The 16,018-nt window shown below is 64.1% G+C and carries 13 protein-coding genes; 9 read left to right on the forward strand and 4 right to left on the reverse strand.

The features are described from left to right. The first annotated feature begins 79 nt into the window (after positions 1–79). On the forward strand, positions 80–1,777 hold the full coding sequence (gene rpsA / locus MESS2_RS02635; RefSeq protein ID WP_008872513.1) for a 30S ribosomal protein S1: 1,698 nt from the start codon (positions 80–82) through the stop codon (positions 1,775–1,777). A gap of 89 nt (positions 1,778–1,866) precedes the next feature. Here the strand turns inward: rpsA and MESS2_RS02640 are convergent, their stop codons facing one another. The 3 genes from MESS2_RS02640 to MESS2_RS02650 all read right to left on the reverse strand — a co-directional run bounded on the left by MESS2_RS02640 (position 1,867) and on the right by MESS2_RS02650 (position 5,209). Then, positions 1,867–2,574, reverse strand: a complete 708-nt coding sequence (locus MESS2_RS02640; protein WP_008872514.1) for an SDR family NAD(P)-dependent oxidoreductase — start codon at positions 2,572–2,574, stop codon at positions 1,867–1,869. 111 nt (positions 2,575–2,685) lie between these two features. Continuing rightward, a complete protein-coding gene (locus tag MESS2_RS30145) occupies positions 2,686–3,477 on the reverse strand; it encodes a capsular polysaccharide synthesis protein (protein ID WP_157357591.1) in 792 nt (263 codons plus the stop codon). Positions 3,478–3,631: 154 nt separating this feature from the next. Continuing rightward, a complete protein-coding gene (locus MESS2_RS02650; RefSeq protein ID WP_008872516.1) occupies positions 3,632–5,209 on the reverse strand; it encodes a 5-guanidino-2-oxopentanoate decarboxylase in 1,578 nt (525 codons plus the stop codon). Between the two features lie 249 nt (positions 5,210–5,458). Between MESS2_RS02650 and MESS2_RS02655 the strand changes: the two genes are divergently transcribed. The 7 genes from MESS2_RS02655 to MESS2_RS02685 all read left to right on the forward strand — a co-directional run bounded on the left by MESS2_RS02655 (position 5,459) and on the right by MESS2_RS02685 (position 11,886). Continuing rightward, a complete protein-coding gene (locus tag MESS2_RS02655) occupies positions 5,459–6,271 on the forward strand; it encodes an ABC transporter ATP-binding protein (protein ID WP_008872517.1) in 813 nt (270 codons plus the stop codon). A 48-nt stretch (positions 6,272–6,319) separates the two neighbouring features. Then, positions 6,320–7,114: a transporter substrate-binding domain-containing protein gene (locus MESS2_RS02660; protein WP_008872518.1), complete on the forward strand. Its 795-nt coding sequence runs from the start codon at positions 6,320–6,322 to the stop codon at positions 7,112–7,114. A 228-nt stretch (positions 7,115–7,342) separates the two neighbouring features. Further along, complete coding sequence (locus MESS2_RS02665; protein ID WP_008872519.1) at positions 7,343–8,008, forward strand: ABC transporter permease; 666 nt, start codon at positions 7,343–7,345, stop codon at positions 8,006–8,008. Further along, positions 8,008–8,817, forward strand: a complete 810-nt coding sequence (locus tag MESS2_RS02670) for an ABC transporter permease (RefSeq protein WP_008872520.1) — start codon at positions 8,008–8,010, stop codon at positions 8,815–8,817. The genes MESS2_RS02665 and MESS2_RS02670 overlap by 1 nt, the downstream gene beginning before the upstream one ends. Before the next feature lie 95 nt (positions 8,818–8,912). Then, on the forward strand, positions 8,913–9,914 hold the full coding sequence (locus MESS2_RS02675) for an Ldh family oxidoreductase (RefSeq protein WP_008872521.1): 1,002 nt from the start codon (positions 8,913–8,915) through the stop codon (positions 9,912–9,914). Positions 9,915–10,346: 432 nt separating this feature from the next. Then, positions 10,347–10,799: a DoxX family protein gene (locus MESS2_RS02680; protein ID WP_008872523.1), complete on the forward strand. Its 453-nt coding sequence runs from the start codon at positions 10,347–10,349 to the stop codon at positions 10,797–10,799. Positions 10,800–10,911: 112 nt separating this feature from the next. After that, a complete protein-coding gene (locus tag MESS2_RS02685; RefSeq protein ID WP_008872524.1) occupies positions 10,912–11,886 on the forward strand; it encodes a complex I NDUFA9 subunit family protein in 975 nt (324 codons plus the stop codon). A 20-nt stretch (positions 11,887–11,906) separates the two neighbouring features. Here MESS2_RS02685 and MESS2_RS02690 read toward each other — a convergent pair whose 3' ends face one another. Beyond that, positions 11,907–13,280, reverse strand: coding sequence for a cytochrome P450 (locus tag MESS2_RS02690; protein WP_008872525.1), 1,374 nt, complete (start codon positions 13,278–13,280; stop codon positions 11,907–11,909). A gap of 252 nt (positions 13,281–13,532) precedes the next feature. Between MESS2_RS02690 and gyrB the strand changes: the two genes are divergently transcribed. Beyond that, entirely contained in the window at positions 13,533–16,004 is a 2,472-nt protein-coding gene (gene gyrB / locus MESS2_RS02695) for a DNA topoisomerase (ATP-hydrolyzing) subunit B (protein ID WP_008872527.1), read from the forward strand. Positions 16,005–16,018: the final 14 nt, after the last annotated feature.

The raw sequence follows: 16,018 nt of genomic DNA on the forward strand, positions 1-16,018 counted from the left end.
CCGGAACGCCGGCAGGCCAACGCAACGCTAACCCACGGCGCCCGCCCCGCTTGAGATGCGGGGCATTCCAGGAGAAAATATGTCAGCTGCAAATCCCACTCGCGATGATTTCGCGAGCCTGCTCGAAGAATCTTTTACCGCCGGCCATTCCGGCGAAGGCCAGGTCGTCAAGGGCACGATCACCGCGATCGAAAAAGACATGGCCATCATCGATGTCGGCCTCAAGGTCGAAGGCCGCGTGCCGCTGAAGGAATTCGGCGTCAAGGGCAAGGATACCACCCTCAAGGTCGGCGACACGGTCGAGGTCTATGTCGAGCGCATCGAAAACGCGCTTGGCGAAGCGATGCTTTCCCGTGAAAAGGCCCGCCGCGAAGAGAGCTGGGTCCGCCTCGAAGAGAAGTTCACCAAGGGTGAGCGCGTCGAGGGCGTCATCTTCAACCAGGTCAAGGGCGGCTTCACCGTCGACCTCGACGGCGCCGTGGCCTTCCTGCCGCGCAGCCAGGTCGATATCCGTCCGATCCGCGACGTCTCGCCGCTGATGCACAACCCGCAGCCCTTCGAGATCCTCAAGATGGATCGCCGCCGCGGCAACATCGTGGTGTCGCGCCGCACCGTGCTCGAGGAGAGCCGCGCAGAACAGCGTTCGGAAATCGTGCAGAACCTCGAAGAAGGCCAGGTGGTCGAAGGCGTCGTCAAGAACATTACCGACTATGGTGCGTTCGTCGACCTCGGCGGCATCGACGGCCTGCTGCATGTCACAGACATGGCATGGCGCCGCGTCAACCATCCGACCGAAATCCTCAACATCGGCCAGACGGTCAAGGTGCAGATCATCCGCATCAACCAGGAAACCCACCGCATCTCGCTCGGCATGAAGCAGCTCGAGAGCGATCCGTGGTCGGAGATCGGCACCAAGTTCCCGATCGGCAAGAAGATCAAGGGCACCGTCACCAACATCACCGACTACGGCGCGTTCGTCGAGCTGGAGCCGGGCATCGAAGGCCTCATCCACGTTTCGGAAATGTCGTGGACGAAGAAGAACGTGCATCCCGGCAAGATCCTGTCGACGACGCAGGAAGTCGACGTGGTGGTGCTCGAGGTCGATCCGGCCAAGCGCCGCATCTCGCTCGGCCTCAAGCAGACGCTCGAGAATCCTTGGCAGGCTTTCGCCAGCAGCCATCCGGTCGGCAGCCAGGTTGAGGGCGAGGTCAAGAACAAGACCGAGTTCGGCCTGTTCATCGGCCTCGAAGGCGACGTCGACGGCATGGTGCACCTCTCCGACCTCGACTGGACCCGTCCGGGCGAGCAGGTCATCGAAGAGTACAATCGCGGCGACATGGTCAAGGCGCAGGTGCTCGACGTCGACATCGACAAGGAGCGCATCTCGCTCGGCATCAAGCAGCTGGCCAAGGATACGGTCGGCGAAGCGGCGACTTCGGGCGAACTGCGCAAGAACGCCGTCGTCACCTGCGAAGTCATTGGCGTCAAGGATGGCGGCCTGGAAGTGCGGCTGGTCGACAGCGGCATCGAGACCTTCATCAAGCGCTCCGATCTCAGCCGTGACCGCGACGAGCAGCGCCCCGAGCGCTTCACCGTCGGCCAGAAGGTCGACGCCCGCGTCATCGCCTTCGACAAGAAGACCCGCAAGCTGCAGGTCTCGATCAAGGCGCTGGAAATCGCCGAGGAGAAGGAAGCGGTCGCCCAGTACGGCTCGACCGACTCCGGCGCTTCGCTGGGCGACATCCTGGGTGCCGCGCTGAAGAAGCAGGGCAGCTAAGAACGCCTACGCCGCGTTTGTGCGCGGTCTCGAAACAAACCCCGCCGGATCGCTCCGGCGGGGTTTTTCTTTGGCCGGTGCTGAAGCGCTCAGGCCCTGCCGTAAAGCGGCACCAGCGTACCGCTCATCGCCAGATTGGCCGGCGATACGAGATAGGCGATGGCCTCGGCCGCTGCTTCGAGGCTGACCCATTTGGCGAAATCGGCATTCGGCATGTCGGCCCGGTTGGCCGGCGTGTCGAGCGTCGAGGGCGCAACCGCATTGACCAGTATGCCCTTGCCCTTCAGCTCTTCCGCCATCGCCAGCGTCATCGCCGCGACCGCCGCCTTGCTGGCGGCATAGGCGACCATGCCGGAGCCGCGCCTTGGGTCGAGCCCGGCGCGCGCGGTGATATTGACGATGCGGCCGGATGTTTCGGCCGCCAGCATCGAGCGTATCGCGGCGCGGCAGCACAGGAAGGTGGTGCGGGCGTTGGTGTCCATCATTTCGGCGAAGGACGCGGATTCGATCTTTTCCACCGGTGCGGCGGTAAAGCCGCCGGCCAGATGGATGGATGCCCACAGATCCGGAACGCCGTCATAAAACGCATCGACCTTGGCGGGGTCGGCGAGGTCGACATTGTGCGCCAGCTTGACGCGCTCATGTGCCGGATAGGGAAAATGCCCGGGCGCGGCGGCATGGGCATTGGGCACATGGCAGATCGCGCCCTCACCCAGCAGTTTGCCGACAACCGCGCCGCCAAGCGCCCCGGTGCCGCCAGTGACCACAATATGCCTGCCGTCCAGTGTTTGCGTCATCTTCGACCGCTCCAGTCATTCTCGTACTTGCGCCGCGCCGGTGGCGAACGTCGCGCCTTTCGCGTCGTCACTCAACTGAAATTTCGTTGCCGCTAGATCATTCGGCCCAGATCAAGCAGCCGGCCATCCCTCGATGATCGCGTCCCATAGCAGGCGCTCCCCTGTCGCCGGCCGCGGATCCCTGTGGGTCAGCTTGTGCAGCCAGAAACGATCGAAGACCGCGCGATGGGCGGCTTCATTGAACGGGGTGAAAAGCAGCCATTGCAGCTCATGCGGCTGCTCCGCACTGATTTGCGGCATGCGCAGGAAATCGCGCCGAAGCCGCCGGTGCAGAAGCAGGGAGGCCTCGAAATGGTAGGGGAACATGAAGTACTCATGAATCCTGTCATATTTCTTCCAGTAGTCCGCCAGGCCGTGAAACACGGTTTCTACCAGCGGGTGTCCTTTGCGGGCGTGCATGAACCAGGTTTCCACCAGCCTCGGATGGCGGGTCGTCTCCCGCAGGATGTAGAAATCCTCGCGCTCGATTTCGGCTGGAACCGGCTGCCGCAACAGGATTGTGGCGTCGAGCCATGTTCCGCCGTGCCGATGAAGCAGGCTCAAGCGAATGAAATTGGAGAAATGTTGCCGGCTCATCAGGGCGCGTTTGTCCCAGATGTGGCCGGGCAGGTCGATATGGCCCTCGATGGTCTTGTCGTCGAGGACGATGAGTTGGCGATCGCCCCTGTTGCGCTGCACGGAGCGCAAGCATGCCTTGACCACCGGCGGAGCCTCGTCGGCGCCTTGCCCCCAGTACTGCCAGATCGGACCGAGGCCGCCGGTGGGCGTGCTGGCGGAGCACCATTGCGAATGGTGGACAGCAATGTGGCGAGCCCGCCAAAGGCTCTTGCGCGCATAACTCATGCAAAGCTTCGCGGCACGTTTGCGCAATGGCCAGGGCAAAGTCGATGAGGATGCGGCCCAGCGCGCCGGGGCGAGATACGCGGATGTCAGCGGATCGCGGTTCGGCTTGTGTTCGCCGGAAATCATCCGGCAGTCATGGCATTTCCCGCCATGGTCAGTCGACGGTGATTTCAATGACGTGCGGCTTGCCCGTCGCCCGCGCGCGTTTGAGTGCGTCCGCCAGATGCCCGATATCGGCAAGCCGTTCGGCGGTGATGCCATAGGCCTCGGCCAGCTTGCAGAAATCCGGCGGCGCGGGCGAGACGCCGACTGGCTCGACGCCGACATCGAGCATCGAGGTTTCGATTTCGCGATAGCCGCGATTGTTCCAGACGACGAAGATCACCGGTGCCTCGGCATCGAGTGCAGCACCCAGTTCCGGCAAGGTGAACTGGAAACCGCCATCGCCGGTGAGGCAAACGACCGGAGCGCCGGGCACGGCAAGCGCGGCGCCGATGGCCGCCGGCGGGCCGAAGCCCAGCGCGCCGAAGCCGGTGGCGGCATTGAACCAGCCGCCCGGCCGGTCGTGATCGTAATAGAGGTTGGCGGCGTAGACCGGCTGCGTCGAATCGCCGACGATGATGGCGCCCGGCAAGGCATCGCGGATCACTTCCACCGCGCGTATCTGGGCAGTGAAGGCCGGGCTGAGTTCGGCAAGGGCCGCTTTTCGCGTGGCGGCGGCACGAGCCTGGCCGTCGCCCGACGCGGCCGATCCGCCGATCCGGCTGAGCAGGGCCTCGATCGCCTCGGCGCAATCCGCCTGGATGGCAATCGTTGCCGGGCGTCGCGCCAGCTGGTCGGCGCCGATATCAATGCGGATCAGATTGGCCGGTGGGACAAAACCGCCGTCGCCATAACCATCATAGTCGGTCGGACCGAATTCGGTGCCGGCCGCGATGACAAGGTCCGCCTCGGCGATCAGTGCGCGCACAGCCTTCAGGCTGGGACTTGCCGGCACGCCGAGGGGATGGCGGTACAGCAGGCCGCGCGCATTGGTCGTCTGGACAACCGGCGCCCCCAGCCTTTCGGCAAGACGCTTCAGCGGCACCTCGGCCTTCTTGGCGCCGCCGCCGGCAAGGATGAGCGGGCGGCGGGCAGAAGCGCAAAGTTTTGCTGCCTCCGTTATCGCCGCCGCATCAGGCTCCGGCGGCCCCGCATTTGTCGAAAGATGGGAAATACCGTCGGCAGGCTTGACCATGACATCGGTCGGGATCTCGATATGGACCGGGCCGGGACGCGAGGACGAAAACAGCGCAAAGGCCCGCGCCAGCACGCCGGGCAGTTCGTCGGCTCCGGCGATGCGGTGCGAAAACAGCGCGACCTTCTCCATCATGCCGCGCTGGTCGGGCAATTCATGTAGATGGCCAAGCCCCTTGCCCAGCGTCGGCGTGGCGTTGACGCCCGATATCACCAGCATCGGCACCGAATCGGCGCGCGCCTGGCCCATGGCGGTAATGGTGTTGGTCAGCCCCGGTCCGGTGATGACGAAGGCGACGCCCGGCCTGCCGCCGGCGCGCGCGTAGCCGTCGGCCATGAAACCGGCGCCCTGCTCGTGGCGCGGCGTGACGTGGCGGATCTTCGACCGGGCCAGGCCGCGATAGAGTTCGACCGTATGCACGCCGGGAATGCCAAAGACGGTGTCGACGCCGTGGGCTTCGAGCAAATTGATGAGCGCTTCGCCGACTGTCGTCATTGCGCGGCCTCCAATTGCGACCCGTCTGTTTCGCCCACCCTGTCTGTTTTGCCCACCATGTGCTCCTGCGATGTTCCCTGCCGCCAATAACCACTACAGCAAGCTGTGATCAATGGTCCAAAAACCATGGTTGACGGAGGCAAGCGGAACGGTCCATCCTGAGAATGGGAATTCGGTACAGTGACGGTTAATGGGTAAAAGATTTCACCAGCGACGGGTCCGGCCGTCCGACGAGGCGCCGGCAAGGTGATGGCGCCGGGCGCAGCACCCGCACTGAAGCATTTGGCGCAAAACGGCGCCGCCGAAGCCATCCATGTCGAGAACCTGCACAAGAAATTCGGCGAACTGCATGTGCTGAAAGGCGTTTCGCTGTCGGCGCGCGACGGCGAGGTCATCGCCATCATCGGCGGTTCAGGTTCGGGCAAGTCGACGCTGCTGCGCTGCATCAACTGCCTGGAAAACCCGACCAGCGGCATCATCCGCGTCAATGGCGAGGAGATCAAGCTGAAGGCCGACAGCCATGGCCACACGGTTCCCGCCGACCGCAAGCAGATCGAACGCATCCGCTCCAAGCTCGGCATGGTGTTCCAGAATTTCAATCTGTGGAGCCATATGACGCTGATCGAGAACGTCATCGAGGTTCCGGTGCATGTGCTCGGCGTCAAGCGCGAGGTGGCGATCGCCGAGGCCGAAAAGCTGCTCACCCGCGTCGGGCTCGCCGAAAAGCGCGATGTCTATCCAGCCTATCTGTCCGGCGGCCAGCAGCAACGCGCGGCGATCGCCCGGGCGCTGGCCATCAACCCGCGCGTCATGCTGTTCGACGAGCCGACCTCGGCGCTCGATCCGGAGCTGGTCGGCGAGGTGCTGAAAGTGATCGGCGACCTGGCGCGCGAGGGCCGCACCATGGTGCTGGTCACCCATGAAATGAAGTTCGCCCGCGAGGTCGCGACGCATGTCGTCTACCTCTACAACGGGCTGGTCGAGGAAGAGGGGCCGCCGGAGCAGATCTTCGGCGCGCCCAAATCCGAAAGGCTCAAGCAGTTCATCCGCAACATCGGCTAGATCGAAGCGGACGAAAACCGGGAACAACAACAAACTGGGAGATATGACATGAAGACTATTCTCAAAACATTCGCCGCAGCGCTTCTGCTCGGCGTCGCCGCGATGGGCGTGGCCAAGGCCGATCCGATCAAGATCGGCGTCGCCGCCGAACCCTATCCGCCCTTCACTTCACCGGATGCCTCCGGCAAATGGGTCGGCTGGGAGATCGAGTTCATCGACGCCGTCTGCGCCGAGGAAAAGCTCGACTGCGTCATCACCCCCGTCGCCTGGGACGGCATCATCCCGGCGCTGACGACCAAGAAGATCGACCTCATCGCCAGCTCGATGTCGATCACCGCCGAGCGCGAGAAGACGATCGCCTTCTCGGACAAATATTATAACACCCCGACCGGCATCATCGGACCGAAGGACCAGAAGTTCGGCGCCACGCCGGATGACCTCAAGGGCAAGGTGATCGGCGTCCAGGTCTCGACCGTGCATGCCGTCTACGCCAAGAAGCACTTCACCGAAGCGGCGGAAATCAAGGAATACCAGACCCAGGACGAAGCCAACCAGGATCTCGCCGCCGGCCGTGTCGACGCGGTCCAGGCCGACTCCATCGCACTTGGCGAATTTCTGAAATCCGATCAGGGCAAGGCGTGCTGCGACATGAAGGGCACGGTGGCTCCGGACCTCGAAGTGCTCGGACCCGGCGTCGGCGCCGGCATCCGCAAGGAGGACACCGAGCTGAAGGAGAAGATCAACGCCGGCATCAAGGCTATCCGCGCCAACGGGAAATATGACGAGATCTCGAAGAAATACTTCGATTTCGACATTTATGGCGACGACGCGCAGTCGAACTGACGGCCGGGATCCATGAGCGAATAACCACGTGGCGCGGACAGCGCGCCGCGTGGTTCGCCTGAACTCATCCACGCACGCTTTCCGCTGGCGGAGATCACCAGTGGTCTGCGCCAGCAATTCGGGGCGCCAGCAATTCTGGGCGCCAGCAATTCGGGGGCGACGCTAATCGACGCGGCCAGCATCTTCGAACTTCTCTCGCCCACGCCGCCGGGCTGGGGCGGAACGCTTTTGGTCGGTCTGCTGCACACGATCGAGATCGCGATCGGCGCCACCTGCCTCGGCCTGCTGATCGGCATAGGCGGCGCCTATGGCAAGCTCTATGGCGGTCCGGTGGTGCGCGATCTGCTGGCGGTCTATACGACGGTGGTGCGCGCCGTGCCGGAACTGGTGCTGATCCTGCTGCTCTATTATGCCGGCACCGACCTGATCAACCAGGTGCTGGCGGCGCTCGGCTATCAGCGCATCGACATCAGCGGGCTGGCGGCCGGCATCGCCGTGCTCGGCTTCGTCCAGGGCGCCTATTCGACCGAGGTGATCCGCGGCGCTATCCTTGCCATTCCACAGGGCCAGATCGAAGCCGCACGCGCCTACGGCATGTCTCCCGGCCTGCTGCTGCGGCGCATCACGCTGCCGGCGATGCTGCCCTTCGCGATCCCCGGCCTTGCCAATCTCTGGCTGATCGCCACCAAGGATACCGCACTGCTGGCGGTCGTCGGCTTCTACGAGCTGACACTGGCCACACGGCAAGCGGCCGGCGTGACCAAGGCCTATCTTACCTTCTACCTGGCCGCGGGCGCGATCTACCTTCTGGTGACGCTGATCTCCAACCTGATCATCGGCCGCATCGAAGCCAGGGCCCGGCGCGGCATGCCGTCGCTCAAGGAGGCGCGCTGATGGCTGGTGAAGCGGCCATCGTCAACGTCGCCGCGCGAACGTCGCTGTGGCTTCAGCCGCATCGCATCGTGCTCATCCTGATGGCGCTTGGACTGGTTCTGGCGGCTGCCTTCTTCATGCGCTGGGACTGGCTGCCGCAATATTACGAGGCGGGATTGCTTGGCATCTGGCGGTCGCTGTGGATCCTGGCCGTTACCTGCGTTCTGGGCTTCCTGCTCGCCGTGCCGCTCGGGCTGGCGCAGGCTGCCGGCTCCTTCTGGTTCGCAGCGCCCGCCAAGGTCTTCTGCACCATCATCAGGGGAACACCGCTGCTGTTGCAGCTCTGGCTGCTCTATTATGGGCTGGGTTCGCTGTTTCCGCAGTATCCCTGGATACGCGAATCCTGGATGTGGCCGTATCTCAGGCAAGCATGGCCCTATGGCGTGCTGGCGCTGACGCTGTCCTTCGCCGGCTATGAGGGCGAGGTGATGCGCGGTGCCTTTGCCGGCGTGCCGAAAGGCCAGATCGAGGCCGCCCGCGCCTTCGGCATGAGCCGCTGGAAAGCCTTCCGGCGCATCTGGCTGCCGCAAGCCTTCTACCGGGCGCTGCCGACGCTGACCGGCGAAACGGTTTTGCAGTTGAAATCGACGCCGCTGGTGGCGACCATCAGCGTGATCGACATATTTGCCGTCTCCTCGAAGGTGCGGCAGGACACCTACCTGACCTATGAACCCTTGCTGCTCCTGGCCTTGATCTATATGGCGATCACCGGCATCCTCGTCTTTGCCTTCAGCAGGATCGAAGCGCGGATCCCGAACAAGATCGGTTAGAAGCGAGTAGCGAATAGGGAGTAGCGAATAGTGAAGGTTCGCTGATTTCCCCCTACTCGCTACTCCCTATTCGCTAGAATTTCAGGGCAACGACAATGCAACTCAGTCTCGATCAGGCAACAGAACTGTGCCGGATGGCGGCGCTCGGCGCCGGCGCCAATGAGGAAGCGGCGCAGTCGCTTGCCGCCTCGATCGTTGCGGCCGAGGCGGAAGGGCTCGCCACGGTCGGGCTGACGCATTTCATCGACTATCTCGAAGCGCTGGAAGCCGGCCGCATCGACGGCAAGGCCGAGCCGGTCATCACCAGGCCGGCGCTCGCGGTCTATCTCTCCGATGCGCGCGGCGGTCTCGCCCATACCGGCTTCGACCGGACGATCGACGATCTCGCCAAGGCGGCGCGCTTGTTTGGTGTGGCCATCTTTTCGCAGAAGAATTCCTATACGTGCGGCGCGCTCGGCTATTTCACCGGGCGCCTGGCTGCACTTGGGCTGGTGTCCTTCGCCGCGACCAACGGGCCGGCCGTGCTTGCCGGCTCGGGCTCGGTCAAGCCGGTCTACTGCACCAACCCGATGTCGTTTGCCGCACCCGCCGCCGACGGCGCGCCGCTGGTCATCGACCAGTCGTCGAGCGCCACAGCTTTCGTCAACATCCGCAAGGCGGCCGAGGACGGCAGACAAATTCCGGAAGGCTGGGCGCTGGACGCCAGCGGCAACCCGACCACCGATCCCGCCGCCGCCATGAAAGGCGCCATGCTTGCCTTCGGCGGCCAGCGCGGCGCCAACATCGCGCTGATGGTCGAAGTGCTGGCGGCCGGCCTGTCGGGCGCCAATTGGTCGCTCGACGCGCCGTGGTTCAGCGGCGGGCCGGACAGTCCGGGAACCGGCCTCTTCGTGCTGGCCGTCGAACCGAAGCTGCTCGATCCCGATTTCGAAAAACGCATGAAGAACCAGCTCGACCGCTTGCGGCGGCGCTTCGGCGTGCATGTGCCCGGCCGCGCCCGGGCCGAAGCGGCGGAGAAGGCGGCGGCGCGCGGCATTACAGCGCCCAAGGCCGTGGTGCAGCGCATTTCGGAATTCGCCGCCCGCTATTCGTTCTGACAGAACCAGCATTGGATGAATGACTGCCGGCTTTCCAGTCGGAACATCGCGACGCGCGACTTCTCCGCTCTTGCTGAACCTTTTCCCGGCCGACTGCGACAAATCCGTGTCGAGGGCAAAACTAAATTCGTCCTGCGCTCGTTGCTTAAGGTGCGCGCTCGATCAGCCGCGGACGAGATCGGCGGCACCCGTGTCGATGCCAGGGCTGGGATGGGCGTACTTGCTTGACGCCCTCCTGATACCGTCTCAGGTCAGGCCGCTCCGTCGGCCCCTGGCTTTGCATGGATGTCGCCCGGAAAACCCCGCTTCGGCGGGGTTTTCTGCGTTTCAGTATCCAAAGCAGAAAACATGCTGTCTGCTGTCAACTTTTGTTCATTTGACATGGCCGGACCCGTCGGGCGTTTGCAAGGACCGTCAAAAAGAGGAGTCCCAATGTCTGCAACCACCGACAATTCCGGCAAAAGCCTTGTCATCCCAGCCCTTGGCGGCCTGTATTCGGCATTGCATGACGCCGGCGAAACACTGCTGCGCGTCGTGGCCGGCTTGTTCCTCGCCATCCACGGCTCGCAAAAGATCACCAACCCGTTCGGCGCGGCCGAGATGGTCGAGGGCCTCGGCTTTTACCCCGGCGCCTTCTGGTCGCTGCTGCTGGCCTGCACCGAGTTCTTCGGCGGCATCCTCATCGCCATTGGCTTGCTGACCCGCCCGGCGGCCTTTGCCGGGATGTTCGTGCTTCTGGTCACCGTCTGGTTCCACTGGGTCACCATGGGCCAGGGTTTTTTCGGCGCCGAAAAGTCGCTGCTGTGGGCGGCGATCCTGCTGTTCTTCGTCATCCGCGGCGGCAACCGCCATTCCGTCGACGCGCGCATCGGCAAGGCGTTCTGAACCGGCTAAAGCAAGGACATCGGCGACGACACGCCACCCTTTGCCTTTGGCGCGAAACGGACTATGAAACGGCTTCAGCCAAGCCAATCTGGAAAGCGCGCCGGAGCCAGCCATGACCGAAATCCTGCAGACCCCAAAGCTCGTCGTCGTGTTCGGCGGCTCAGGCTTTGTCGGCCGCCATGTCGTGCGGGCGCTGGCCAAGCGCGGCTACCGCATCAGGGTTGCCGTCCGCCGGCCCGATCTTGCCGGTCATCTGCAGCCGCTCGGCAATGTCGGCCAGATCCAGCCGGTGCAGGCCAATGTGCGCGTGCGCTGGTCGGTGGACCGCGCCGTGCAAGGCGCCGACCACGTCATCAACCTGGTCGCCATCTTGCATGAGAGCGGCCGGCAGAAATTCAGCTCCGTGCACGAGTTCGGCTCGCGCGCCGTCGCCGAAGCGGCGCGCGCCGTCGGCGCCGGCCTCACGCACATTTCGGCGCTTGGCGCTGATCTGAATTCGCAATCGGACTATGCACGCACCAAGGCGCTCGGCGAGAAGGCGGTTCTGGAGACGATCGAGGATGCCGTCATCTTGCGACCGTCGATCAATTTCGGGCCGGAGGACGCCTTCTTCAACCGCTTCGCCAACATGGCGCAGCTTTCGCCGGTGCTGCCGCTGATCGGCGGCGGGCAGACCAAATTCCAGCCGGTCTATGTCGGCGACGTCGCCGAAGCGGTGGCGCGCTCGGTCGAGGGCAAGGTCAAGGGCGGCCAGATCTACGAACTCGGCGGGCCGCAGGTGCTGACCTTCAAGGAGTGCATGGAGGAAATGCTTGCCGTGATCGAGCGCAGGCGGCTTCTGGTGCCGGTGCCATGGTGGGTGGCGAATATGCAGGCATCGATCCTCGGTCTTTTGCCCAATCCGCTGCTGACCAAGGATCAGGTGCTGCAGCTGCGCGAGCACAATATCGTCTCCGACAAGGCCGCCAAGGAGAACAGGACGCTGGCCGGCCTCGGCATCCAGCCGCAATCGATCGGAACGATTCTGCCGAGCTACCTCTGGCGCTTCCGCGCCGCCGGCCAGTTCCAGCGCAAGTCCGCGGCTTAACGCGGGCTCAGTCGCTCTGCCTATGAACCGCGCCGCGTGACCTGCATCGGGAGGCCGCCCTGCGGCTGCGTCGTCAGTTTCTGCACAGGCCACGGCCTGGTCTCGGCCGTCGTGTCGAAACGGAAACGCGACAGCATGATGGCCAGCGCGATGATCGCCTCCTGCATGGCGAAGCTGGCGCCGATGCACACACGCGGCCCGGCGCCGAACGGCAGATACTGGAAGCGGTCGATCTTCTCGCGATTTCCCGGATGGAAGCGTTCCGGCATGAAGGCGTCGGGCCTGTCCCACAGCTTGCGATGGCGGTGGACGACCCACGGCATCACCAGCACGGCGGCATGCCGCGGTATATAGAGGCCATTCCAGGTTTCGGGCTCGATCGGCTCGCGGTTGATCGACGGCGCCGGCGGATAGAGCCTCAGCGCCTCGTCGAAGGCGGCGCGGGTCAGCGGCATGGCGTCGAGCCATTTCGTCGGATCGGGTTCGCGTGCCAGCACCGCATCGACCTCACGCTCGATTTTCTCGCGCTCCCACGGCGCCTCGGCCAGGCAGTAGAGCGTCCAGCCGAGCGCGCGCGCCGTGGTCTCGTGGCCGGCGCCGATGAAGGTGATGATGTTGTCCTCGACCTCGGCGCGCGTCAGCCCGTCCGGACCTTCGGCACGCAGCAGAAGCGTAAGGAAATCCTGCGGCACCGTGTCCGGATCGCGCTTCAGCCTCTCTTCACGCATCTTGACGGTGTCGGTGACGATCTTGCGGAAATAGGCCATGGTCTTGCGGCCGCGGATACGGGTCAGGCGCGGCAGCCATTCGGGCGCCCGCAACAGGTCGAGCGGATCGACCCGGCCCATGGTCTCGAACAGGCGGTCGATCTCCTTGGCGAAACTGCCCGGCTCGCCTGATATCTCGCCGGAAAACAGCGTCTCGGCCAGGATGTCGTAAGTGAGCAGCGTCATGTCATGGGCAATGTCGGACACACCGCCGTCCTCGTAGCGGGTGACGAACTCCAGCGTGCGCCTCAGCATCGGCTCGGCGAAGCCGAAGATGTGGCGCGGCGTGAACACCGGCGCCATCGCCTTGCGCGAGCGCTTCCACACCTCGCCCTCGGCGGTCAGCAGACCGTCGCGCAGGATCGGGCGCAAGATCAGCTGGCGCACAGTCGCCATCTTGTAGTTCTTCGCATTGTCGACCAAGACGTGGCGGATGAGGCCGGGATCGTTGGCGACGACCAATGGCCCGCCAACGCCGGTCACCGATATCCAGGGTTCGTTGTAGGTCGGCTCGCCCCACAGTTCGAGCGGATTGCGGTAGACGATGCGGATCATCTCCAGCGTCGAAGGCGGCGAGGTGCGCGGCTTCGGCGCCGGCGGGACGAAGGGGGCGGGCTGACTGTCCATGGCGTGCTCCGCTGGCGATCCTCAATGTAGCGACTGGCAAGGCGGGCGTCCATGTGACCGAACGCGGACGCCAATTTTCGCCGGGACAGCCGGCTCGCTCGCGCTGATCGTGCTCGACCGCCTCATCCCCGCCGGAAATGCCTGCAAACCTTGGAAAAACCGCCTTTTGTGCCTATATCTAGGACATCAAAGCGGCGCGATTCGCAGCCACATTCTCGCGCTGGACAAGCGGCATCAATCAGACAGGTTTTCATGAGCGACCAGATCGACAACGCCAACGGCGCTGAGGCCGAGTACGGCGCCGATTCCATCAAGGTTTTGAAGGGGTTGGATGCCGTGCGCAAGCGGCCCGGCATGTATATCGGCGATACCGACGACGGCTCGGGACTGCATCACATGGTCTATGAGGTGGTCGACAACGCCATCGACGAGGCTTTGGCTGGCCATGCCGACCTCGTCACGGTGACGCTCAACCCCGATGGTTCGGTGACGGTTATCGACAATGGCCGTGGCATTCCGACCGATATCCACACCGGCGAAGGCATTTCGGCGGCCGAAGTGATCATGACGCAGCTGCATGCCGGCGGCAAGTTCGACCAGAATTCCTACAAGGTGTCCGGCGGCCTGCATGGCGTCGGCGTCTCGGTGGTCAACGCGCTGTCGGCCTGGCTGAGGCTGAAGATCCGCCGCAACGGCCAGATCTTCGAGATGAGCTTTACGCATGGCAATGCCGACGCGCCGCTGAAAGTCACCGGCAGCTATGAGCAGCACAAGGTTGCCGGCACCTATGAGGGGCGCAGCGGCAGTGAGATCACTTTCTTTCCGTCGGCCGAAACCTTCACCATGGTCGAGTTCGACTTCGCCACGCTGGAGCACCGGCTGCGCGAACTTGCCTTCCTGAATTCGGGCGTGCGCATCGTGCTGACCGATGCGCGCCATGCCGACATCGTGCGCCACGAGCTGCATTATGACGGCGGGCTGGAGGAGTTCGTCAAGTATCTCGACCGGGTCAAGAAGCCGCTGATCGACAAGCCGGTTGCCATCAAGGCCGAGCGCGACGGCATCACCGTCGAGGTCGCCATGTGGTGGAACGACAGCTACCACGAGAATGTGCTGGCCTTCACCAACAACATCCCGCAGCGCGATGGCGGCACGCATCTGGCCGGCTTTCGCGGCGCGCTGACGCGCCAGATCACCGGCTATGGCGATTCCTCGGGCCTGACCAAGAAGGAAAAGGTCTCGCTGATCGGTGACGATTGCCGCGAGGGCCTGACAGCGGTGCTTTCGGTCAAGGTTCCCGACCCGAAATTCTCCTCGCAGACCAAGGACAAGCTGGTCTCGTCGGAAGTCCGCCCGGTGGTGGAAGGGCTGGTCAACGAGGCGCTCGGCACCTGGCTGGAAGAACACCCGACCGAGGGCAAGGTGGTCATCGAGAAGGTGATCCAGGCCGCGGCGGCGCGCGAGGCCGCGCGCAAGGCGCGCGACATCACCCGCAAGAGCTCGCTCGGCGTCACCTCGCTGCCCGGCAAGCTGGCCGACTGCCAGGAGCGGGACCCGGCGAAATCCGAAATCTTCATCGTCGAGGGTGACTCGGCCGGCGGCTCGGCCAAGGGCGGCCGCTCACGGCAAAACCAGGCCATCCTTCCCTTGCGTGGCAAGATCCTCAATGTCGAGCGCGCGCGTTTCGACCGCATGCTTGGCTCCGATATGATCGGCACGCTGATCACCGCGCTCGGCACCTCGATCGGCAAGGACGAGTTCAATGCCGACAAGCTGCGCTACCACAAGATCATCCTGATGACCGACGCCGACGTCGACGGCGCTCATATCCGGACCTTGCTGTTGACCTTCTTCTTCCGGCAGATGCCGGAACTGATCGAGCGCGGCCACCTCTACATCGCCCAGCCGCCGCTCTACAAAGTGACGCGCGGCAAGAGTTCGCAATACATCAAGGACGAAGGTGCCTTCGAGGAGTTTCTGATCAATTCCGGGTTGGAAGAAGCCTCGCTTTCGCTTGGCTCCGGCGAGGTGCGGACAGGACAGGACCTGCGCGCCGCCATCGACGATGCGCTGGCGGTGCGGCAGCTGATCAACGGGCTCCACACACGCTATAATAGAGGCGTGGTCGAGCAGGCGGCGATCGCCGGCGCGCTCAACCCCGATGTGCTTGCCGATCTCGGCCGCGCCAACGCCATGGCCGACCGTGTCGCCAAGCGCCTCGACATCATCGCCGAGGACACCGAGCGCGGCTGGAGCGGCCGCATGTCGACCTCGAACGAAGGCGTCGGCGGCTATGTGTTCGAGCGCACGGTGCGCAGCGTCAAGGAATTCGCGCAGCTCGATCTCGGGCTGATCAATTCGGCCGACGCGCGCCAGCTCGACCGCTATGCACCGCGGCTGGCCGACGTGTACGGGACGCCGCCGGCGCTGCGCCGCAAGGATGTCTCCGAGACCATCTCGGGACCGCTGGCGCTGCTCAACGCGGTCTTTGCCACCGGCCGCAAGGGCCTGACCATGCAGCGCTACAAGGGCCTCGGCGAAATGAATGCCGAGCAGCTCTGGGAAACCACACTGGACCCGAACGTGCGCTCGCTGCTGCAGGTCAAGGTCAATGACGCAACCGACGCGGACAGTCTGTTCTCGCGGCTGATGGGCGACGAGGTCGAGCCCAGGCGCGAATTCATCCAGGACAACGCGCTGTCGGTGGCCAATCTGGATATTTGAGGCGCGATCCGTTT

It is taken from the genome of Mesorhizobium metallidurans STM 2683, from assembly GCF_000350085.1.
In the GTDB taxonomy this organism is placed as follows: Bacteria; Pseudomonadota; Alphaproteobacteria; order Rhizobiales; family Rhizobiaceae; genus Mesorhizobium; species Mesorhizobium metallidurans.

Excerpts from the sequence above, each read along its gene's own strand:
- rpsA (WP_008872513.1), top strand. The coding sequence starts at position 80 with ATGTCAGCTGCAAATCCCACTCGCGATGATTTCGCGAGCCTGCTCGAA.
- MESS2_RS02640 (WP_008872514.1), bottom strand. The coding sequence starts at position 2,574 with ATGACGCAAACACTGGACGGCAGGCATATTGTGGTCACTGGCGGCACC.
- MESS2_RS30145 (WP_157357591.1), bottom strand. The coding sequence starts at position 3,477 with ATGAGTTATGCGCGCAAGAGCCTTTGGCGGGCTCGCCACATTGCTGTC.
- MESS2_RS02650 (WP_008872516.1), bottom strand. The coding sequence starts at position 5,209 with ATGACGACAGTCGGCGAAGCGCTCATCAATTTGCTCGAAGCCCACGGC.
- MESS2_RS02655 (WP_008872517.1), top strand. The coding sequence starts at position 5,459 with ATGGCGCCGGGCGCAGCACCCGCACTGAAGCATTTGGCGCAAAACGGC.
- MESS2_RS02660 (WP_008872518.1), top strand. The coding sequence starts at position 6,320 with ATGAAGACTATTCTCAAAACATTCGCCGCAGCGCTTCTGCTCGGCGTC.
- MESS2_RS02670 (WP_008872520.1), top strand. The coding sequence starts at position 8,008 with ATGGCTGGTGAAGCGGCCATCGTCAACGTCGCCGCGCGAACGTCGCTG.
- MESS2_RS02675 (WP_008872521.1), top strand. The coding sequence starts at position 8,913 with ATGCAACTCAGTCTCGATCAGGCAACAGAACTGTGCCGGATGGCGGCG.
- MESS2_RS02680 (WP_008872523.1), top strand. The coding sequence starts at position 10,347 with ATGTCTGCAACCACCGACAATTCCGGCAAAAGCCTTGTCATCCCAGCC.
- MESS2_RS02685 (WP_008872524.1), top strand. The coding sequence starts at position 10,912 with ATGACCGAAATCCTGCAGACCCCAAAGCTCGTCGTCGTGTTCGGCGGC.
- MESS2_RS02690 (WP_008872525.1), bottom strand. The coding sequence starts at position 13,280 with ATGGACAGTCAGCCCGCCCCCTTCGTCCCGCCGGCGCCGAAGCCGCGC.
- gyrB (WP_008872527.1), top strand. The coding sequence starts at position 13,533 with ATGAGCGACCAGATCGACAACGCCAACGGCGCTGAGGCCGAGTACGGC.